Source organism: Aeromonas sp. s2 (genome assembly GCF_040907935.1).
Taxonomy (GTDB): Bacteria; Pseudomonadota; Gammaproteobacteria; order Enterobacterales; family Aeromonadaceae; genus Aeromonas; species Aeromonas dhakensis.
In genome coordinates this window covers 78270-97241 of record NZ_JBFOCR010000002.1, presented here as the reverse complement: position 1 = coordinate 97241, position 18972 = coordinate 78270, and the positions used below count along the sequence as shown (strand labels likewise).

Annotated in this window: 19 protein-coding genes; 7 read left to right on the top strand and 12 right to left on the bottom strand. The window is 64.1% G+C overall.

What is annotated here, in order from left to right; all coding sequences use genetic code 11:
* Window positions 1-26: 26 nt before the first annotated feature.
* On the top strand, window positions 27-1451 hold the full coding sequence (gene gbpA / locus AB5Y81_RS00675; RefSeq protein WP_026140984.1) for an N-acetylglucosamine-binding protein GbpA: 1425 nt from the start codon (window positions 27-29) through the stop codon (window positions 1449-1451).
* Window positions 1452-1523: 72 nt separating this feature from the next.
* Here gbpA and cbl read toward each other — a convergent pair whose 3' ends face one another.
* The 6 genes from cbl to AB5Y81_RS00645 form a co-directional block, all read right to left on the bottom strand.
* Window positions 1524-2471: an HTH-type transcriptional regulator Cbl gene (cbl, locus tag AB5Y81_RS00670; RefSeq protein ID WP_005308577.1), complete on the bottom strand. Its 948-nt coding sequence runs from the start codon at window positions 2469-2471 to the stop codon at window positions 1524-1526.
* Window positions 2472-2647: 176 nt separating this feature from the next.
* The gene (locus AB5Y81_RS00665; RefSeq protein WP_208200177.1) at window positions 2648-3715 is read right to left on the bottom strand and encodes a sulfate/molybdate ABC transporter ATP-binding protein; all 1068 of its coding nucleotides are present in this window, start codon (window positions 3713-3715) and stop codon (window positions 2648-2650) included.
* 22 nt (window positions 3716-3737) lie between these two features.
* Window positions 3738-4634, bottom strand: coding sequence for a sulfate ABC transporter permease subunit CysW (gene cysW, locus AB5Y81_RS00660; RefSeq protein WP_279484902.1), 897 nt, complete (start codon window positions 4632-4634; stop codon window positions 3738-3740).
* Window positions 4631-5470 carry a sulfate ABC transporter permease subunit CysT gene (cysT, locus tag AB5Y81_RS00655; protein ID WP_279484903.1) on the bottom strand — a complete coding sequence of 280 codons (840 nt, stop codon included), beginning with the start codon at window positions 5468-5470 and terminating at the stop codon, window positions 4631-4633. The genes cysW and cysT overlap by 4 nt, the downstream gene beginning before the upstream one ends.
* Window positions 5471-5749: 279 nt before the next feature.
* Window positions 5750-6325: an alpha/beta hydrolase gene (locus AB5Y81_RS00650; protein WP_279484904.1), complete on the bottom strand. Its 576-nt coding sequence runs from the start codon at window positions 6323-6325 to the stop codon at window positions 5750-5752.
* 57 nt (window positions 6326-6382) lie between these two features.
* Entirely contained in the window at window positions 6383-7384 is a 1002-nt protein-coding gene (locus AB5Y81_RS00645) for a sulfate ABC transporter substrate-binding protein (protein ID WP_010635196.1), read from the bottom strand.
* Between the two features lie 209 nt (window positions 7385-7593).
* Here AB5Y81_RS00645 and AB5Y81_RS00640 point away from each other — a divergent pair, with 209 nt between their 5' ends.
* The 5 genes from AB5Y81_RS00640 to AB5Y81_RS00620 all read left to right on the top strand — a co-directional run bounded on the left by AB5Y81_RS00640 (window position 7594) and on the right by AB5Y81_RS00620 (window position 10867).
* The gene (locus tag AB5Y81_RS00640; protein ID WP_279484905.1) at window positions 7594-8856 is read left to right on the top strand and encodes an MgtC/SapB family protein; all 1263 of its coding nucleotides are present in this window, start codon (window positions 7594-7596) and stop codon (window positions 8854-8856) included.
* 80 nt (window positions 8857-8936) lie between these two features.
* Window positions 8937-9527, top strand: a complete 591-nt coding sequence (locus AB5Y81_RS00635; RefSeq protein WP_010635198.1) for a sugar O-acetyltransferase — start codon at window positions 8937-8939, stop codon at window positions 9525-9527.
* Window positions 9524-9865 (top strand): DUF1294 domain-containing protein, encoded by a 342-nt coding sequence (locus AB5Y81_RS00630; RefSeq protein ID WP_005308559.1) that lies wholly within the window; start codon window positions 9524-9526, stop codon window positions 9863-9865. Before AB5Y81_RS00635 ends, AB5Y81_RS00630 begins: the two co-directional genes overlap by 4 nt.
* Window positions 9866-9993: 128 nt before the next feature.
* A complete protein-coding gene (locus AB5Y81_RS00625) occupies window positions 9994-10206 on the top strand; it encodes a hypothetical protein (RefSeq protein ID WP_005308557.1) in 213 nt (70 codons plus the stop codon).
* Between the two features lie 199 nt (window positions 10207-10405).
* The gene (locus AB5Y81_RS00620) at window positions 10406-10867 is read left to right on the top strand and encodes a hypothetical protein (RefSeq protein ID WP_279484906.1); all 462 of its coding nucleotides are present in this window, start codon (window positions 10406-10408) and stop codon (window positions 10865-10867) included.
* 72 nt (window positions 10868-10939) lie between these two features.
* Here AB5Y81_RS00620 and AB5Y81_RS00615 read toward each other — a convergent pair whose 3' ends face one another.
* The 6 genes from AB5Y81_RS00615 to argC all read right to left on the bottom strand — a co-directional run bounded on the left by AB5Y81_RS00615 (window position 10940) and on the right by argC (window position 17549).
* Window positions 10940-11575, bottom strand: a complete 636-nt coding sequence (locus AB5Y81_RS00615) for an FMN-binding negative transcriptional regulator (RefSeq protein WP_021469525.1) — start codon at window positions 11573-11575, stop codon at window positions 10940-10942.
* A 127-nt stretch (window positions 11576-11702) separates the two neighbouring features.
* Window positions 11703-13085: an argininosuccinate lyase gene (argH, locus tag AB5Y81_RS00610; RefSeq protein ID WP_279484907.1), complete on the bottom strand. Its 1383-nt coding sequence runs from the start codon at window positions 13083-13085 to the stop codon at window positions 11703-11705.
* 426 nt (window positions 13086-13511) lie between these two features.
* Complete coding sequence (locus tag AB5Y81_RS00605; protein WP_005308541.1) at window positions 13512-14747, bottom strand: argininosuccinate synthase; 1236 nt, start codon at window positions 14745-14747, stop codon at window positions 13512-13514.
* Between the two features lie 54 nt (window positions 14748-14801).
* Entirely contained in the window at window positions 14802-15713 is a 912-nt protein-coding gene (locus AB5Y81_RS00600; protein ID WP_026139149.1) for an ornithine carbamoyltransferase, read from the bottom strand.
* A gap of 25 nt (window positions 15714-15738) precedes the next feature.
* Window positions 15739-16518 carry an acetylglutamate kinase gene (argB, locus tag AB5Y81_RS00595; RefSeq protein WP_279484909.1) on the bottom strand — a complete coding sequence of 260 codons (780 nt, stop codon included), beginning with the start codon at window positions 16516-16518 and terminating at the stop codon, window positions 15739-15741.
* 23 nt (window positions 16519-16541) lie between these two features.
* The gene (gene argC, locus AB5Y81_RS00590; protein ID WP_024942337.1) at window positions 16542-17549 is read right to left on the bottom strand and encodes an N-acetyl-gamma-glutamyl-phosphate reductase; all 1008 of its coding nucleotides are present in this window, start codon (window positions 17547-17549) and stop codon (window positions 16542-16544) included.
* Between the two features lie 268 nt (window positions 17550-17817).
* Between argC and argE the strand changes: the two genes are divergently transcribed.
* Entirely contained in the window at window positions 17818-18963 is a 1146-nt protein-coding gene (gene argE, locus AB5Y81_RS00585; RefSeq protein WP_024943617.1) for an acetylornithine deacetylase, read from the top strand.
* The last annotated feature ends 9 nt before the right edge of the window (window positions 18964-18972 follow it).

Sequence of the window (18972 nt, the reverse complement as noted above, 5' to 3'; positions counted from 1 at the left end):
CCCACATCTGTCGAACAGAGGAATGTATGGCAGCAAAAATCCAACTCAATCACGTCGCTGCGACGCTGGCCCTGCTGGTCAGTGGCAGCGTGCTCGCCCACGGCTACATCAGCCAGCCGGAATCGCGCAACTACCTGTGCAAGACCGGCGGCAACAGCCAGTGCGGCGCGGTGCAATGGGAACCCCAGAGCGTGGAAGGCCCCTCCGGCTTCCCGAATGGCGGCCCTGCCGACGGCCAGATCGCCTCGGCCGGCAGCGCCAGCTGGGGCGAGCTGAACGCCCAGACCAGCGACCGCTGGACCCGCCGCGAGGTACAAGCCGGCCCCTTCGCCATCAGCTGGACCTTCACCGCCAACCACGTCACCCGCAACTGGCGCTACTACCTCACCAAGCAGGACTGGAACCCGAACCAGCCGCTGACTCGCGCCTCCTTCGAGCTCACCCCCTTCTGCGTGGTGGACGGCAACATGACCCAGCCGCCCAAGCAGGTCACCCACCAGTGCAACCTGCCCGAGCGCACCGGCTATCAGGTGATCCTGGGGGTGTGGGAAGTGGGGGACACCAGCAACAGCTTCTATAACGTGATCGATGCCAACTTCAAGGGTGGCACCCAGCCACCGCTGGAATGGAGCCAGGGCGGCACCATCTACCCCTCCACCGAGCTGGCGGTCGGCGACAAGGCCAGAACTCTGGTGTTCGACGCCAACGGCGTGCGCCCCGATCTGCAGACCGAGCTGACCATCGCCAGCCCGGAGCAGGGCCAGAAGAACAACTGGACCCACGCCCTGGCGAGCAAGATCAATGCAGAGCAGAGCCAGATCCGCGCCGGCCAGCAGAGCGGTGAAGGCCAGTTCAACCCCGTCTATGGCCAGAACCCGGTCTACTTCAAGGCCGGCAGCGCGCTGGAGCGGGTCGAGATCCAGCTTGAGCAACAGCAGCCGCCAGTGAGCAACGGCGTCAGCGTGAGCGGCCTGGAGAGCGACTACCTGCTCGACGAGGGCAAACTCACCCTCAACTTTACCGTGGCCGCCGAGGGTGATCTGACCGTCACCAACACTCTGTATGATCACGGGGGGGCCGCCAAGGGACAGACCAGCGCCGACATCAAGGACAGCAGCCACAGCTTCACCATGCCGCTCACCGGGCTCAGCGCCGGTCACCACCAGCTGGTGATCGAAGGCAAACCCAAGGCCGGTGGCGATGCGGTGCAGCAGACCCTGGACCTGATGCTCAAGGATCCGGCCGCCGGCGGTGACTACCAGTTCACCTTCCCGGAGGGGCTCAAGTCCTACACCGACGGCACCAGGGTGCTGCAGCCCAAGAACGGCAAGATCTACCAGTGCAAGCCCTTCCCCTATCGCGGCTGGTGCAGCCAGTGGTCGGCCAGCGCCACCCAGTATGAACCCGGGGTCGGTAGCAATTGGCAGGATGCCTGGATCCTGGTCAACTGACCCGCAGGCGCAGCACGATGCCATCAACAAAACGGGGAGCCACTGGCTCCCCGTTTTCTCTGCTGTGACAGCTCAGATCTGGAAGTCGATGGCGGGCTCGCCACCCATGGCGCGGGCCTGAATGTCCGCCAGCGCCAGCTCAGGGTTGCAGAGCTGGATGAACTGCCAGGCGAAGTTGTGCTGGAACTGCCCCTGCTTAAGGCCGATCCAGGCGGTGTGGGGCGCAAACAGCCGGCTGCCGTCCAGCTGCACCAGTCCCTTGTCGCGCTGGGTGTCGAACGCCATGTCCGCCAGTATGCCCACCCCCATCTCCAGCTCGACATAGGTCTTGATAACGTCGGAGTCCTGCGCGGTCAGCAGGATCTGCGGGGCGATACCGGCCTCGGCAAACGCCTCGTCCACCCGCGCCCGCCCGGTCAGCCCGGCCTGATAGGTGATGATGGGCCACTGGGCCAGCGCCGCCAGGGTCAGCTCCTGCTCGGCACTGAGCGGATGCTGCTCCGGCACCACTATGTTGTGGTGCCAGCGGTAGTAGGGAAACGCCACCACCCCTTCGCTTTTGTCGAGCTGCTCGCTGCTGATGCCGATGTCCACCTCGCCGGTCTGCACCAGCCGCACTATCTCCTCCGGACCGCCCTGGCGCAGCTCCAGCTGCACCAGCGGGAACTGCTCGCGAAACGCCTTCACCACCCGCGGCAGGGCGTAGCGGGCCTGGGTGTGGGTGGTCGCCACCAGCAGCCGGCCCGAGTCGCGGTTGGCAAAGGTGCTGGCCAGCTTGCGGATGTTCTCGGCATCCCCGAGGATGCGCTCTGCGATCACCAGCAGCTCCTTGCCCGGCTCTGTCATGCCGAGCAGCCGCTTGCCGTAGCGGATGAACAACTCGATCCCCAGCTCCTCTTCCAGCTCGCGGATATGGCGGCTGACCCCGGACTGGGAGGTAAACAGGGCATTGGCCACCTCGGTCAGGTTGTAATCCCGCCGTGCCGCCTCCCGAATGATTCGCAACTGCTGAAAATTCACGTCATCGCCTCCTGCGCTGACCGGCCGGTCGGGGCTCTCCCCGCCGCCTTGTTGTTATCTTGTCTGGCTACCCGAGTCTGAACTCTGGCCGCCATACTGACCCTGTTGCATCCCAGGCGGGCAGACTCCGCCCTGGTCACGCAGCTTGCCTGCGCGGCCCCCCAGGGGCCTGCCACTTAAATCTGGTAATCCGGGTAGAGCTGGGCCTGTCTGGCCACCAGCCGCACCCCCTGGCCCGGGCTGAAGGCGCGGGCCGCCTCCTTGCTCAGCTCGGCCTCGAAGTGTGCACCGTTTGTATCCCCATTGCCACGCAGTTCCACCCGGATGCGCGGCCCCATGGGCAGCAATCGGGTGATGGTGGCGCTGATGCCGCCCGGCGCATCTGCCGGCACTATTTCCAGCTCGTGGGGACGCACATAGGCGACGGCCGCGCTGCCCTCCGCCAGCTGGGAGCTGATGGGCCCGCCCAGCAGCTGCTCGCCGATGCCGAACCCCTGCCCAGCCACCCGGCCGCGAAACAGGTTCACGCTGCCGAGGAAGCTGTGCACGAAGGAGCTGGCGGGCTGGTCGTAGACCTCGGCCGGGGTACCGATCTGCTCGACCCTGCCGGCGTTCATCAACACCACCCGATCCGCCACCTCCAGCGCCTCCTCCTGATCGTGGGTGACGAACAGGCTGGTGACGTGCAGCTCGTCGTGCAGCTCGCGCAGCCAGCGGCGCAGCTCCTTGCGCACCTGGGCGTCGAGGGCGCCGAAGGGCTCATCCAACAACAGCACCTTGGGCTGCACCGCCAGCGCGCGGGCCAGCGCGACCCGCTGACGCTGGCCGCCGGAGAGCTGGGTCGGGTAGCGCGCGGCCACGTGGCTGAGCTGCACCAGATCCAGCAGCTCCTTGACCCGGGCGCGGATCGCCGCCTCGGCCGGTCGCTCGCGGCGCGGCTTGACCCTAAGGCCAAACGCCACGTTCTCGAACACCGTCATGTGGCGAAACAGGGCGTAGTGCTGGAACACGAAGCCGACGTTGCGCTCGCGCACGTGCAGATCCGAGGCATCCTCGCCGCGGATGATGACGTGGCCGCTGTCGGCCTGCTCCAGCCCGGCGATGATCCGCAGCAGAGTGGTCTTGCCGCAGCCGGAGGGGCCGAGCAGCGCCACCAGCTCACCGTCGTGAAAGTCGAGGTTGATGTCGGCCAGCGCCGCGTACTGGTTGAAATGCTTGTTGAGTCCTTGTACCTGAATGCTCATGGCAGCCTCTTGAATTCGGTGATCAGTGAGAGTGAGTGGGCTGGGCACGCAGCCGGGCCAGCAGGGTTTCCCCCAGCAGGGTGAAGATCCCGAACAGGGCCAACAGGCTGGCTACCGCGAAGGCCGCGCCGGTCTGGTACTCGTTGTAGAGGATCTCGATGTGCAGCGGCAGGGTGTTGGTCTGGCCGCGAATGTGGCCGGAGACCACAGACACGGCGCCAAACTCCCCCACCGCCCGGGCGGTACAGAGCAGCAGGCCGTACATCAGGCTCCAGCGGATGCCGGGCAGGGTGACCCGCCAGAACATCTGCAGGCCGCTCGCCCCCAGCATGATGGCGGCCTCCTCCTCTTCCGGGCCGCGCGCCTCCATCTGGGGCAGCAGCTCGCGCACCACGAAGGGCACGGTGATGAAGGTGGTGGCCAGGATGATGCCGGGGGTGGCGAAAATCACCTTGATGTCGTGCTCGCTCAGCCATTCGCCGAACCAGCCGCGACTGCCGAACATCAGCACGAACATCAGCCCTGCGATCACCGGTGACACGGAGAACGGCAGATCGATGAGGGTGATGAGCAGTTGCCGGCCCGGGAAGCGGAAGCGGGCGATGGCCCAGGCGGCGGCGACCCCGAACAGCAGGTTGAGGGGTACCGAGCAGAGGGTCACCAGGGCGGTGAGGCCGAGGGCACTGAGGGCGTCCGGCTCGCTGATGGCGTGCCAGAAGAAGTTCAATCCGGGGGACAAGGCCTGGATAAAGACGGTGGCCAGCGGCAGCAGCAGCAGGGCGGCAAACCAGCCGAGGCCGACCGTGATCAGCAGCCACTTGACCCAGACCGGCTCGCGGATGACGGGGGGCTGGCGCACCGAGGTGGTCGGCGCCGCCTCGCCCGTTGCCAGCGCCAGGCTTGCGTTGGATGCGTTCATATCCGGCTCCCTCCGATACGGGCCCAGCTCCAGGCCTGCAACTTGTTGATAAGCAGTAACAAAATGAAAGAGATCAGCAGCATGACCACGGCGATGGCGGAGGCGCCGGCGTAGTCGTACTCCTCCAGGTGGCTCATGATCATCAGCGGCGCGATCTCCGATACCATCGGCAGGTTGCCGGCGATGAAGATGACGGAGCCGTACTCCCCCACCGCCCGCGCGAAGGCCAGGGCAAAACCGGTGAGCAGGGCCGGCACCAGGGTCGGCCACAGCACCCGGATGAAGGTCTGCCAGCGATCGGCGCCCAGGCTGGCGGCGGCCTCCTCCTGCTCGGTTTCGGCTTCCCGCAGCACCGGCTGCAGGGTGCGCACCACGAAGGGCAGCCCGATGAAGGTGAGCGCAATCACCACGCCGATGGGGTTGTAGGCGAGCTCGATGCCAAACGGGGCGACCCACTGCCCGATCCAGCCGTTGGGGGCGAAGATGGCGCACAGGGCGATGCCGGAGACGGCGGTGGGCATGGCGAACGGCAGATCGATCAGGGCATCCACCAGTCGACGACCGGGGAAGGTATAACGCACCAGCACCCAGGCCAGGATCAGGCCGAACAGGGCGTTGAGCAGTGCCGCCACCAGGGCGGCCCCGAAGCTCAGACTAAAGGAGGCGAGCACCCGCGGTGAACCTATCACCTGCCAAAACTCGGTCAGGGTCAGATTGTTCACCGCAAACAGCACCAGCGCCGAGAGCGGTAGCAGCACCAGCACGCCCAGATAGAGCAGGCTGAAGCCGAGGGTCGGGCCGAAGCCCGGCAGCACGGAGTAAGAGCCAAATCGCATAACGCATCCGTTTGTTATGAAAAACATTAGATACAGCGATTCTGCGCACTCCTGTCAGGGGCAACAAACACCAATAACGCCTTTGCTAAGCACTTTTTTATCTAACAACGACATACAAGGCTTTTAGAGCCATAAAATGAAAAAAAGGTATTTTATATAAATAAAAGACCTAAAAATGGAGCGTCGTGCAATGTACCAAGCTATCCAAATCAGACTGTCGTGGTATCGGCTGCCTGCCCTCCTTCTCTATTCCAAACCTGTGAGATCAACGCTCGCCGCTTAGCGAAAACTCAAGGCCGCCCGCCGCTCCCACACCGCCGGCGTCGGCGCCACCACCATCTCGGCCCGCCGATAGAGGGTGCCGAGCAGGTTGAGCCCCTGGTGCCAGTCGCCGTGGCCGGACTGGGCATTGAGGTGGCTCACCTCGCCGGCATCAAACAGCGGCACCTGCCACTGCCGGCTCCAGTATTCGGCCCGCTCGAAGCTCATCCAGGGATCGTTGCGGCTGGCCACCAGCTGGGCCGACACCTTGAGCGATCCTGCCAGCAGCTCGTCTGGCAAGCCGAAGCGAGCCGGATCCGCCGGCGCCACGATAAACAGCGAGGCCACCTTGTCGGGCTGCCGGCGCGCCGCCGTGATGGCTGCCAGCGCGCCGAAGGAGTGGGCCACCAGGTGAGCCCGCCCGCGCCGGCTTTTGAGCTTGCTCGCCAGCTTGGCGCTCCAGACCGTGAGGTCGGGCCGATCCCACGGCAGCCCCACCATCCGCTGCCAGTGGGGGAATTGTTGGTGCCAGCGGCTCTGCCAGTGATCCGGCCCGCTGTTGTGCAGACCGGGAACCAGGAGGATCTTGTTCATCTTGGTGCTCCTATCAGCTGGCACAGGGGCCAGTTTCAGTTGACGATGGCCGGTCGCTCAGCGACCCGGCTGATAGATCTGGTCAAACAGGGCGCCCTGGGCGAAGTGCTTCTTCTGTGCCTTGTCCCAGTCCCCTTCCAGATCCTTGACAGTGAACAGGGTAAGCTGCGGGAACTGGGCTGCGGTCTCCTTCAGGATCGCCGGATTGCTGGGGCGATAGTGATATTTGGCGACGATGCGCTGCCCCTCGTCGGAATAGAGGTAGTCGAGGTAAGCCTTGGCCACCGCCTCGGTGCCGTGCTTCCTGGCCACCTTGTCCACCACCGCCACCGGCGGCTCGGCCAGGATGGAGACCGACGGCACCACCAGCTCGAACTTGTCGCGATTGCCGGGCTGACCCAGCACCAGCAGGGCTTCGTTCTCCCAGGCCAGCAGCACATCGCCGAGGCCGCGCTCGATGAAGCTGGTGGTGGCACCGCGGGCACCGGAGTCCAGCACCTTCACGTTCTTGTAGAGATCGCCGACGAACTGCTTGGCCCCCTCCTCGCTGCCGCTCTTCTTCAGGGCGTAGCCCCAGGCAGCCAGGTAGTTCCAGCGCGCCCCGCCGGAAGTCTTGGGGTTGGGGGTGACGATGGCCACGTCCTTGCGCACCAGATCATCCCAGTCCTTGATCTGCTTGGGATTGTCCTTGCGCACCAGGAACACGATGGTGGAGGTGTAGGGCGCCGCATTGTTGGCCAGCCGGCTCTGCCAGTCGGCGCCAATCAGCCCCTGCCTGGCCACGGCATTGACGTCGTAGGCCAGCGCCAGCGACACCACGTCCGCCTCCAGCCCGTCCACCACGGCGCGCGCCTGCTTGCCGGAGCCGCCATGGGACTGGCTGACCACAACGTCGTCGCCGGTCTTCGCCTTCCACTCCCTGGCGAAGGCGCCGTTGTACTCCTGGAACAGTTCGCGGGTCGGATCGTAGGAGACGTTGAGCAAGCGGATCTCGGCGGCATTGGCCTGACCGAGGGCCAGCAGGGAGAGCAGGGTCAGGGCGGTCGTTCGCAGTTTCATGGGGATACTCCATATCTCGTTGGGTTGAGTTCAGCATGCCGCGGGCTTGTTATGCCGAGAACCAAGAAATAACGCTTTGCTTATCTCATTTGCTCATATCAGGAGGCCGTAGGCGCCATTCGCGCACTCTGTGAGCCAGGCCGCGCTGGCCCGATGCCGGCTGTGCCATCATGGAAACAAGGCAGTCTGATGACGAACAGGAAGTCGTTATGTGGATCAACGCAGAACCCGTCAATGGTGCCCTGGTGTCGCTGGCCATCGGCCTCATCATAGGGCTGGAGCGGGGCTGGCAGGTGCGCCAGCTGGGGGACAACCAACGCATCGCCGGGATGCGGACCTACGGTCTCATCGGCCTGCTCGGCGGGGTCTGCGCCCTGCTGCTTCCCACCCTGGGCCCCTGGCTGCCGCTGCTCGGCCTGCTGGCGGTGGTGACGGGCTGCGGCCTCTCGGTCTGGCTGGCCCAGCGCTGGCAAGGGGAGTTCGGCCTCACCAGCTCGGTGGCCATGCTGCTCACCTATCTGCTGGGGCTGATGTCGGTGCTGCTGAGCCCGAGCGAGGCGGTGGCCTGCGCCGTGCTGGCGGCCCTGCTGATGGGGCTCAAGGGCAAGATCCAGCAGGGGATGCTGTTTCTGAGCGAGACCGAATTTCACGCCACCCTGCGTTTTTTGCTCATCTCCCTGGTGCTGTTGCCGGTGCTGCCCAACGAGGAGATGGGCCCGCTCGATGCCTTCAACCCCTTCAAGATCTGGCTGATGGTGGTGGTGATCGCCGGCATCTCGTTCTGCGGCCACTTCGCGGTGCGCCTGCTCGGCACCCGCGCCGGGCTGGTGCTCACCAGCATGCTGGCCGGGCTCGCCTCCTCCACCGCCCTCACCCTGCAGTTTGCCCGCCTCAACAAGGAGCAGGGCGGGCTGGAGCGGCTGCTGGCCACCGGCATCCTGCTGGCGGGAGCCACCATGTGGCTGCGACTGCTGGTGCTGGTGCTGCTCATCCACAACGAGCTGGCGATGCGCCTGGCGGCGCCCCTGCTGCTGCTGGCGGCCACCGTCTACGGCTTCGCCTTCTGGTTCTGGCGCCAACGCGAGGAGCTGACCGACGGCCCGGTGCAACCCCAGACCAGCAACCCGCTCGATCTCGCCACCGCCATCAAGTTCGGCCTGCTGCTGGCGCTGATCGGCTTCATGGCCACCCTGTTGCAGAACAAGGTGGGCAACTCCGGGGTCTATCTGCTGTCGCTGGTCTCCGGCATCACCGACGTAGACGCCATCACCTTGTCGCTCTCCCAGCTCTCCCACAAGGAGCTGGCGCTGGAGGTGGCAGCCCGCGGCATCCTGCTGGCCGGGCTGGTCAACTCGCTGGTGAAGGGGCTGCTGGCCCTGGGGATCGGCGGCCGCCGGCTGGGGCTGCGGGTGCTGCTGCCCTACTTCGTCTCGGCCCTGCTGATCCTGCCGCTGATCTGGCCCGGCGCCTGATCTTGCAGCAAGTGACAGCCTGACGCCGCCAAAGTGCTCGCGTATACTGGCTCCTCTTGGCACATGAGAGGAGCGGTAGCATGGCAAGCGATTGGGACAAGGTACTGGCGGGCGGTGCCCTGGACAGCCAGAGCGAGGAGATAGCGAACGACCGGATCCGCGGTCAGGCGCTGCTGGCACAACTCAACGCCTCCCCGGCCGGTGACCAAGCCCTGCGCCAGCGCCTGTGCGGCGAGCTGTTCGGTCACTGCCCCGACTCCTGCTGGATCAGCACTCCCTTCACCTGCGAATTCGGCCGCAACATCCACATCGGCGAGAAGACCTTCTTCAACTTCAACATCACCATTCTCGACGTGGGCGAGGTGCACATCGGCAGCCATGTGCTGCTGGCCCCCAACGTGCAGATCTACACCGCCACCCACACCATGGACTATCTGGAGCGACGCAACTGGACCGCCTACAACAAGCCGGTGCGGATCGGCGATGACTGCTGGATTGGCGGCGGCGCCATCATCTGCCCCGGCGTCACCATAGGACCCCGTTCCATCATAGGGGCCGGCGCCGTGGTCACCCGCGACATCCCGGCCGACTCGGTGGCGGTGGGCAACCCGGCGCGCGTGATCCGCAGCCTGAGCCCGGACGCCCCCCGCGGCTGGGAGCTGGCCCTGTGATCTGGCTCGCCCTGCTTCCCCTGCTGTGGACGGCCTGGCTCGGCCTGGCCGACGCCAACTGGTGGCCGCTCGCCATCGTCACTACCATGAGCCTGCTGACGATGCTGGCCTACGCCCACGACAAGCGCCAGGCGGTGCGCGGCGGCTGGCGCATCCCCGAGTCCCGGCTCCACCTGCTCGAGCTGTTCGGCGGCTGGCCCGGCGCCCTGCTGGCCCGCCACTGGCTGCGCCACAAGACCCAAAAGGGGAGTTATCGCAGGGTATTCTGGTTCATCGTGCTGCTGCACCTGACCCTGTGGGGGCTCTGGCTCGGCCGTCCGCTCTGGCAAACGGTCTGACGCGGGCAAAACGGCCCCTCGACATTCCCGTCCACCCCCTTGCCGGCCATTGCAGCCGGCAATCGGGTATGAGACAACAGATGGCAACAAGGCTGTTTTCTCGTTTATTCATCGGCAAGGAGTCATTCATGACCATGTGGACCGGTATCGTGCTGATCGTCTTCATCAGCGCACTGTTCGGCTTTCTCAGCAAGCGGGCCCGCTACCAGTTGGGGGATGCCCGCATCACCGATCGTCTCGGCAAGCAGGACATGCTCATCAACGAGCTGCAGGAGCGCATCGCCAATCTGGAAGCCATCGTCATCGAGGAGGAGAAGCGCCGCCCGTTCAAGGAGCTCTGATCCGGCAGGCCGGGCGGCAAACCGCCAGCCCCCGGGCTGCAAGGGTTTGCCGCCGCCCTCTCTCGCACTCGCCCGCCCTCTGCCTGGCCAAAACTAAATTCACCGCAGGATCAGTCCCCTGCCACTCTAAGACTAAATTTTCGCCAAATTGGCCCGTTCCCTGCTCCGTCATGACATCAGTAGTACGGAGAGTGACATCATGATCGCCATCGGCACCCTGCTTCCCCTCGCCTCCCTCGCCCTCAAGCTCGGCAGCAAGCTGCTTGGGGACAGCACGCAACCGGCCCAGACCGAGCCCCCCGTGCAGGACGAGCGGCTCGCCCCCACGGTACAGAGCCTGTTCCAGCGCCTCGGCGTCAAGGATGCCAACAGCGAGCAGAACCGTCCCGCCATCAACCACTTCATGGGGGCGCTGATGCAGACCCTGGGGCAGGAGTTCTCGGGCCAGTCCCTGCCCCAGGCCATCGACGCCGCTCGCACCCAGCTGGCAAACGGCACCCAGAGCACCCGCCTCGATGCCCTGCAGGGCGAGCTCGACACCTTCAAGGGCTCCCTTGGCAACAGCGACCTCAGCCTCGATCAGCTGCTCTTCGCCTTCAAGCAGACCCTGCCCAATGGCAAGGGGGAAGGCGTAGGCAAGCTGCTCAATGCCAGTGCGTGAACGGCGGTGAGCAATAAAAAACGGCAACCTCCTGGTTGCCGTTTTTGCCGGGCCGAATCCCATGATGCCACGCTAGGGTAGTGAGGAAGGTGGAGTCAGCATCGCCTCTGCCAGCGCGCTCTGTCCGCGCTCCTGCAGGGCATTGGCTGCGCCCAGGCGATCCGCCGCCTCCTTGTTCTGACCCAGCTTGAACTTGCCGACCAGCCCGGTTATCTCGATTTCGATGCCGACGACCGCCTGCACCATGGCCTCGAGATAGTCTCGCGGCGCATCCGCCATCTTCCAGGGGGTCGTCTCCCCGGCCTCATGATGACGAGTCAGATTTGCCAGCAGCCGGCGCACGAAGCGGGCATCGTCGCGGATCTGGATGCGACCGTGAGCATGCACCACGCTGTAGTTCCAGGTCGGCACCAGCTTGTGATGCTCCTGCTTGCCCGGATACCAGCTGGGAGAGATGTAGCCATCTGCAGCCTTGAAGATCACCAGCACCTCGTCGCCGTCTTTCACCTCCTGCCAGAGTGGATTGTTGCGGGCAACATGGGCACGCAGGACGCCATGTTCCCCTGCTCCAGCATCGAATTCGAACGGCAGGTGGTTGGCATCCAGCCCCCCTTCACCATGGGTGATCAGAGCCCCCAGCGGATAGGCCCGGATCAGCTGGTGCAGCACCTCGGGATCGGTAACGGCAAAATGGGGTGGTTGATACATAAGGGCTCCTTGAGCGAGGTATTGGCGTCCATGCAGAAGCCCATTCTTGCGCAATCGGGAGTGGCAGGCGATGGCATAGACATAAAAAAGAGGGCCTGAGCCCTCTTCATTTCATTCGGCTTGGCAATCAGCCGCGCTTGGCCAGCCAGGCCTCGGCGGCGGTGAGGGCAGACTCGATCTGCTCGCGAGCGACGCCGCCCTTGGCGACCCGCTTGGCCAGAGTCGCCTCCAGCTCCAGGTTCGGGTAGACATCCTCCCCCACCACGGGGCTGAAGCGCTGGAACTCGGGGAGGGAGAGCTCCTCCAGGGGTTTCTTCACGCCGATCGCATAGACCACGGTTTCGCCGACGATATGGTGCGCCTCGCGGAACGGAATGCCCTTGGCCACCAGATAGTCCGCCAGCTCGGTGGCGTTGGCGTAGCCCCCCTGCGCCGCCGCCATGGTGCGCTCGCCATTGACCTTCAGATCGATCAACACCAGGGCCGCCATGTCGAGGCAGTCGTGCCAGGTGTCGAGGGCATCGAACAGCCCCTCTTTGTCTTCCTGCATGTCCTTGTTGTAGGCCAGCGGCAGCGCCTTCAGGCTCATCAGCATGCCCATCTGGGCGCCGACCACCCGGCCGGTCTTGCCACGGATCAGCTCCAGCGCATCCGGGTTCTTCTTCTGCGGCATCAGGGAGGAGCCGGAAGTGACCGCATCGGAAAGCTCCACAAAGCCCGCCTCGCCGGTGTTGTAGAAGATAAGGTCTTCGGCAAAGCGCGACAGGTGGGTCATGGAGAGGGACGCCACGTGCATAAGCTCCACCACGTGATCCCGATCGGAGACCGAATCCAGGCTGTTGCGGGTGGCACCGCTAAAGCCCATGTCCAGCGCCAAGGCTTCGCGGTCGATGGCGTAGGCGGTGCCCGCCAGCGCGCCGCAGCCGAGCGGGCTGGTGTCGAGGCGCTTGAGGGCATCCTGCAGCCGGGAGTAATCCCGCTCCAGCATCTCTACATAGGCCAGCGCCCAGTGGGCGTAGGTGACCGGCTGGGCGCGCTGCAGGTGGGTGTAACCCGGCAGCACGGCGGCCTGATTGGCACGGGCAGAGGCCACCAGCCCCTGTTGCAGAGCGGTGATGGAGCCGAGCAGCAGCTCGCCCTGTGCCTTGCACCAGAGTTTCAGGTCGGTGGCGACCTGATCGTTGCGCGAGCGGCCGGTGTGCAGCTTCTTGCCAAGATCGCCGACGGCGGCGATAAGCTGGCTCTCGACCCAGGAGTGGATATCTTCGGCGTCCGAGCTCAGGATCTGCTGGGGATCCTGCTGCACAGAGGCGAGCAGTACTTCCATCGCCTGCTGCAGCTTGCCCTGTTCACCCTCGGTCAACACGCCCACCTTGACCAGCGCTTTGGCCCAGGCCATGGAGCCCTGAATATCCTGCTCCGCCAGCCGGTAATCGAACCGCAGCGAATCGTTGAACTGCTTGAACCGGCTATCGGCTCCCTGACTGAAGCGTCCACCCCAAAGTGCCATACTGCTCTCCTTGAATGCGTTGTCGGCGGCGCCCTTGCGCCTGCCGTACTGGCGCAGCCCCTTGGCCTGCGCGCAAAAATCTTGCCCTGTATTTTTCTGCATAACAGTGCGGTGGTGAGCGACGCTGTTGCCGTTAAACATGTCACATCCAGCAACTACGAACCGATCCCCTCTCCCTCTGGGAGAGGGCTAGGGTGAGGGTAATTCCCCCTCATCCCCGCCCCTTCTCCCCTTGTTTTTCAAGTAGGCGGGAGAAGGGAGAAAATCCGTCAGCATCATATTCACACAGCCCCTGTTATCGCACAGAAGCGGCCGGGGCGCTGCCGCTCTTGTCACACCACCGATGATGGCTCAGGGGCCATGCCCTCTGCCTATAGAAGAGGGGGCCATGCCCCCTCAACGGAATCAACGGGTTATCGCGCTTGCTTAGCCGTGGGTATGATCACCACCGATGGCCTGGTGCTGCTCCTTCATGGCGCGGATCCGGCTGGCCAGGGTGTAGAGACGGATAAAGCCTTCGGCATGGCTCTGGTCGTACACCTCGTCGGCACCGAAGGTGGCGAAGTCTTCGGAGTAGAGGCTGTTCGGCGACTTCTTCTGCACCGCGGTGACTTGACCCTTGTACATCTTCAGCACCACTTCACCGTCGAGATCTTCGGCGATGGCGTTGGCAGAAGCGACGATGGCCTTGCACAGCGGGGTGAACCAGCGACCGTCATAGACCAGGTGGGAGAACTCGGCACCCAGCTTTTCCCGCCAGGCGCGGGTCGGGCGATCCAAGACCAGCTCTTCTACCGCGCGCAGTGCGGCGACCATCACGGTACCGCCCGGGGTCTCGTAGCAGCCGCGGGACTTCATGCCCACCATCCGGTTTTCGGTGATGTCGATGCGGCCCACGCCGTGCTTGCCGGCACGCTCGTTCAAGGTGGTCAGGATCTGGTGCGGGCTGAGCGGCTGGTCGTCAACGGCCACCACTTCACCCTGGGCCACGGTCAGCTTGACGTACTCCGGCTGATCCGGTGCCTGTTCGGCGGAAACGGTCCACTGCCAGACCGCTTCGGACGGCTCGTTCCAGGTGCTCTCCAGCTCGCCACCCTCGGTGGAGATGTGCCAGGCGTTGGCATCGCGACTGTAGATCTTCTTCAGGGTCGCCTTGCAGGGGATCTGACGGGCTTCCAGGTAGGCCAGCAGATCTTCCCGGGAGCGCATGTCCCACAGACGCCAGGGGGCGATCACTTTCAGCTGGGGCGCCAGCGCGGCCACCGCACCTTCGAAACGCACCTGATCGTTGCCCTTGCCGGTGCAACCGTGGGAGATGGCGTCAGCCCCTTCCGCCAGCGCCGCCTCGACCATCGCCTTGGCGATCACCGGACGGGCCATGGAGGTACCCAGCAGGTAGGTGCCCTCATAGACGGCGCCGGTCTTCAGGGTCGGGTAGACGTACTCTTTGACGAACTCTTCCCGCAGATCCTTGACGATGCACTTGGTGGCGCCGGAGGCGATGGCTTTTTGCTCGATCCCTTCCAGATCGTCACGCTCCTGACCGACGTCGGCAACGAAGGCGATGATCTCCGCATCATAGTTTTCCTTCAGCCAGGGAATGATGGCCGAGGTATCCAGTCCGCCCGAGTAAGCCAGTACGATCTTGTTGATTCCGCTCATTTACTTCTCTCCATGATGATTCGATAAAAGGGTGTGATTTGGGGTCGGTTGCCGTTATTTGTGCCCAAGCAGGGTCAGCAGCACGGCGTTCTGGATATGCATCCGGTTTTCAGCCTCGTCCATGATGAGGGAGCCAGGCCCGTCCATGACCTGAGAGGTGATCTCCAGCTCCCGGTGCGCCGGCTGGCAGTGCAGCACGTGCTGGATGCCGGTCCGGTCGAGCAGGGCCTGGTTGATCTGATAAGGCATAAAGATATCTTTTACCTGCTCCATTGGCGTGTTGTCACCCATGGAGACCCAGGTATCCGTGTAGGCCACGTCAAACCCTTCGATGGCCGCCACGTCGTCGCTGATGTGGATGGTCGCCCCCGACTGGGCCGCCAGCGCCTGGGCCTGCAGGAAGATCTGGGTATCCGGGCCGTGGCCTTTCGGGCAGACCAGGGTCACGTCGGTGCCCAGCGTCGCCCCCAGCAGCAGCAATGAGTGGCTGACGTTGTTGCCATCGCCGAGATAGGCCAGCTTCACCTTGGACAGATCGCCGTAGTGCTCGCTGATGGTCATGAAGTCCGCCAGCCCCTGGCAGGGGTGGTAGAGGTTGCACAGGCTGTTCACCACCGGCACAGTGCCGTGCTCCGCCAGCTCGACCAGAGTCTGGTGATCGAACACCCGGGCGACGATGGCGTCGCACCAGCGCGACAGGTTGGCGGCGAAATCCTTCACCGATTCGCGCTTGCCGAGCGCGCCGTTCTGCTGATCCAGATAGACGCTGTGGCCGCCCAGCTTGGCGATGCCGATGTCGAAGGTGACCCGGGTGCGCAGGGAGGGTTTCTCGAACAGGGTTACCACGCTCTTGCCCGCCAGTGCCTGGCCGTACTTTTTCGGATCGGCCTTGACCGATTTGCCCAGGGCGATCAGCGCCTCGATCTGGGCCTTGCTCAAGTCGCTGTCTTTCAGAAGATGTTGCATCGGATGTTCCTTGTTCCGGTGGAGATCAGAGAGATACCTGGGTGCCAACCGCACCGCCAGCCAGCAGCTTGAGCAGCTGATCCGGGTAGCGCCAGCTGGCGACACAGACCGGTTTGCCCAGGGTCTCGGCGGCATGCAGGGCGGCTTTCACCTTGACCGCCATGCCGTCGCTGATCACCCCCTTCTCCATCAGATCCAGCGCGGTCACCTTGTCGAGCTGGGGCACCAGCTTGCCCTTGCCATCCAGGATGCCGCTCACGTCGGAGAGCATCACCAGGTCGGCGCCGAGCGCCTCGGCAATGGCGGTAGCCGCCTGATCCGCGTTGACGTTCATCAGCTGGCCGTCTGCGGTGATGCCGATGGAGCTCACCACCGGCAGGAAGCCCTGAGCGAGGATCCCCGCCACCAGCGCCGGGTTGCCCGGCTGGCAGTCACCGACCGCGCCGAGTGCCGGGTCGAGCTGGGTCACCTGGCACAGACCGCCATCCGCCAGACAGAGCCCCACCGCCGGGATGTCGGTGGCGATGGCCTTGGCCATCATCATCTTGTTGGCGGTACCGGCCAGCGCGCCGGCGATGAAGGGGATCTGTTCGAATGGGGTCACCCGCAGACCGTTCTTCTTGGTGGAGGTGAGACCCAGTCCCTTGAGCAGGTCATCCACCAGGCAGCCGCCGCCGTGCACCAGCACCAGGGGTCTGTGCTGCTCGTCCAGAAAGGTCTTGAGAGTGGCGAACAGGGCGGTCAGCGCCTCGTCGTTCTCGATCAGTGCGCCGCCCAGCTTGATTACCAGAGTCTGCTTGTCCATCGTTGCGATCCTTCCTTGAGTCCTTAAATCAGGCCGGTGGCCGGTTCAAATCCAAATTTGATATTTATGCACTGCATGGCCTGGGAGGCGGCGCCCTTGAGCAGGTTGTCGATGGCGGATACCACCACCAGCATGTTGCCCTGCTGTTGCCAGGCGAGGTCGCAGTAAGGGGTGCCCGCGACGCCACGGATGGAGGGCATCTGGCCGGTCAGACGCACCAGCGGCTTGCCCTCGTAGGCCTTGAGGTAGGCCTGATCCACCTGGGTCGGCGTCACGCCGTCTGCCAGCTGCACATAGATGGTGGCCAGGATGCCGCGCACATAGTTGCCAAGGTGAGGCTGGAACAGCACCTCCTTGCCCAGGTGGTGGCTGATCTCCGGCTGATGCCTGTGATTGAAGGTGCCGTAGGGGTTGAGGCTCACCTCGCAGAAGCTGGTGTTGATGGCCGCCTTGCGACCGGCACCGGAGACCCCGGAGACGGCGTTGATGATGGGCTGCCACCCCTTGGCGATAAGACCGGCCTGCTGCAGCGGCTTGAGGGCGCAGAGGGAGGCGGTCGGGTAGCAACCTGGCACGGCAATCAGCTGGGCCGCCTTGACCGCTTCGGCATTCCACTCGGCCAGGCCGTAGGCGGCCTGATCCAGCCACTGCTCGCTCTCATGGGTGAAGCCGTAGTAGGAGGCGTAGAACTGCTGATCCCTGACCCGGAAGGCACCGGAGAGATCGAACACCGGCAGCCCCTTGGCCAGGAACTTGGGCGCAAGTTCCGCACTCACCTCGTGGGCGGTGGCCAGCAGCACCAGATCGGCCTGGGTCAGGATCCGGGTCATGCCATCTTCGTCCAGCGGCAGCAGCGGCTGATCCAGGGCGCCAACCCACTGGGGATGCAGGGAAGAGAAACGCTTGTGGGCGTCCTGACTGCCGGCGGAAACATAGAGGCCGAACAGCTTGAGTTGTGGATGGTTCTGGACCAGGGCGGCCAGCTCGGCTCCCGCGTAGCCACTGGCACCGACGATAACGGTGTTAAGCATGTTGAGTATTCCAAGTCAGAGTTCGAGATTCACAGCATGGTGCTGCGGTGCACAAGGGGGTTCGATGCCCCCTGCACGAGTGCGGAGGGGCAATTCAGGCGGGTGTGTGTCGTCGGTTATAGATCAGGTGACAGAACATTAACTTTCCCTTACAACTAGAAGCCTTGTCGATGAGCCACGTATTCAGGCAAACTTACAGAATATTCATGCACTCACTTTGCATTTGTATTTTCTAACAGAAACATTCCGGGGAAGCAAGGAGGAGCAGGTGGCCAATCTGGATTTTTTTTCACTCTACAAGAATATTATTGCGATTCCGTCCATCAGCAGCACGGATCCCCGCTGGGATCAGAGCAATGAGGCGGTGATCCGGCTGCTGGCCGACTGGTTCGGTCAGCTCGGCTTTCAGTGCGAGGTGACCGCCCTGCCCGATCTGCCGGGCAAGTTCAATCTGGTGGCGACGATAGGTCAAGGCGAAGGGGGGCTGCTGCTGGCGGGCCACACAGATACGGTGCCGTTCGACGAGGGCGCCTGGCGCAAGGATCCCTTCAAGGTGACCGAAGAGGGCAACCGCCTATATGGCCTCGGTACCATCGATATGAAGGGCTTCTTCGCCTTTATCGTCGAGGCGCTCAAGGAGATCGACCTCAAGACCCTCAACAAGCCGCTGCGCATCCTGGCTACCGCCGATGAAGAGACCACCATGGCGGGGGCCCGCGCCATCGCCGCTGCAGCCGAGCTGAAACCCGACTACGCGGTGATCGGCGAGCCAACCGGGCTGGTGCCGGTGGTGGCCCACAAGGGCCACATGTCGGAAGCCATCCGCATCACAGGCAAGAGCGGTCACAGCTCGGATCCCGCCAACGGCGTCAACGCGCTGGAGATCATGCACCAGGCCATGGGCCAGGTGCTCAAGCTGCAGCACAGCCTGAAGGAGAAGTACGCCGATCACAGATTCGCCGTGCCGCAACCGACCCTGAACCTCGGCTACATCCAGGGGGGCGACAGCCCGAACCGCATCTGCGGTTGCTGCGAACTGCACATCGACATGCGTCCCACCCCGCAGGTGGGCCCCGACGAGCTGATGGGCATGCTCAAAGAAGCGCTCTCCCCCATCGAGATCCACCAGCCTGGCTGCCTGCATCTGCAACACCTGCACGAGCCCATCCCCGCCTACGCCTGCGCCGATGACTCGGAGCTGGTGCGCGAGGCCGAGCGGGCCAGTGGTCGGGCCGCCGAATCCGTGAACTATTGCACCGAGGCCCCCTTCATCCAGCAGCTCGGTTGTGAAACCATAGTGCTGGGCCCCGGCCACATCGCCCAGGCCCACCAGCCGGACGAATATCTCGATCTGTCGTTCGTCAAACCGACCACCAGCGTATTGCAGCACCTGATCCGCCGTTTCTGCCTCTGAACTGACGGG

What these genes read in the sequence shown, in the direction of transcription:
- AB5Y81_RS00665 (WP_208200177.1), bottom strand. Translation starts at nt 3,715, where the DNA reads ATGAGCATTCAGGTACAAGGACTCAACAAGCATTTCAACCAGTACGCG.
- AB5Y81_RS00650 (WP_279484904.1), bottom strand. Translation starts at nt 6,325, where the DNA reads ATGAACAAGATCCTCCTGGTTCCCGGTCTGCACAACAGCGGGCCGGAT.
- AB5Y81_RS00635 (WP_010635198.1), top strand. Translation starts at nt 8,937, where the DNA reads ATGGCAAGCGATTGGGACAAGGTACTGGCGGGCGGTGCCCTGGACAGC.
- AB5Y81_RS00625 (WP_005308557.1), top strand. Translation starts at nt 9,994, where the DNA reads ATGACCATGTGGACCGGTATCGTGCTGATCGTCTTCATCAGCGCACTG.
- AB5Y81_RS00640 (WP_279484905.1), top strand. Translation starts at nt 7,594, where the DNA reads ATGTGGATCAACGCAGAACCCGTCAATGGTGCCCTGGTGTCGCTGGCC.
- AB5Y81_RS00620 (WP_279484906.1), top strand. Translation starts at nt 10,406, where the DNA reads ATGATCGCCATCGGCACCCTGCTTCCCCTCGCCTCCCTCGCCCTCAAG.
- AB5Y81_RS00645 (WP_010635196.1), bottom strand. Translation starts at nt 7,384, where the DNA reads ATGAAACTGCGAACGACCGCCCTGACCCTGCTCTCCCTGCTGGCCCTC.
- AB5Y81_RS00615 (WP_021469525.1), bottom strand. Translation starts at nt 11,575, where the DNA reads ATGTATCAACCACCCCATTTTGCCGTTACCGATCCCGAGGTGCTGCAC.
- argB (WP_279484909.1), bottom strand. Translation starts at nt 16,518, where the DNA reads ATGGACAAGCAGACTCTGGTAATCAAGCTGGGCGGCGCACTGATCGAG.
- cysW (WP_279484902.1), bottom strand. Translation starts at nt 4,634, where the DNA reads ATGAACGCATCCAACGCAAGCCTGGCGCTGGCAACGGGCGAGGCGGCG.
- argC (WP_024942337.1), bottom strand. Translation starts at nt 17,549, where the DNA reads ATGCTTAACACCGTTATCGTCGGTGCCAGTGGCTACGCGGGAGCCGAG.
- cysT (WP_279484903.1), bottom strand. Translation starts at nt 5,470, where the DNA reads ATGCGATTTGGCTCTTACTCCGTGCTGCCGGGCTTCGGCCCGACCCTC.
- AB5Y81_RS00600 (WP_026139149.1), bottom strand. Translation starts at nt 15,713, where the DNA reads ATGCAACATCTTCTGAAAGACAGCGACTTGAGCAAGGCCCAGATCGAG.
- AB5Y81_RS00605 (WP_005308541.1), bottom strand. Translation starts at nt 14,747, where the DNA reads ATGAGCGGAATCAACAAGATCGTACTGGCTTACTCGGGCGGACTGGAT.
- argH (WP_279484907.1), bottom strand. Translation starts at nt 13,085, where the DNA reads ATGGCACTTTGGGGTGGACGCTTCAGTCAGGGAGCCGATAGCCGGTTC.
- gbpA (WP_026140984.1), top strand. Translation starts at nt 27, where the DNA reads ATGGCAGCAAAAATCCAACTCAATCACGTCGCTGCGACGCTGGCCCTG.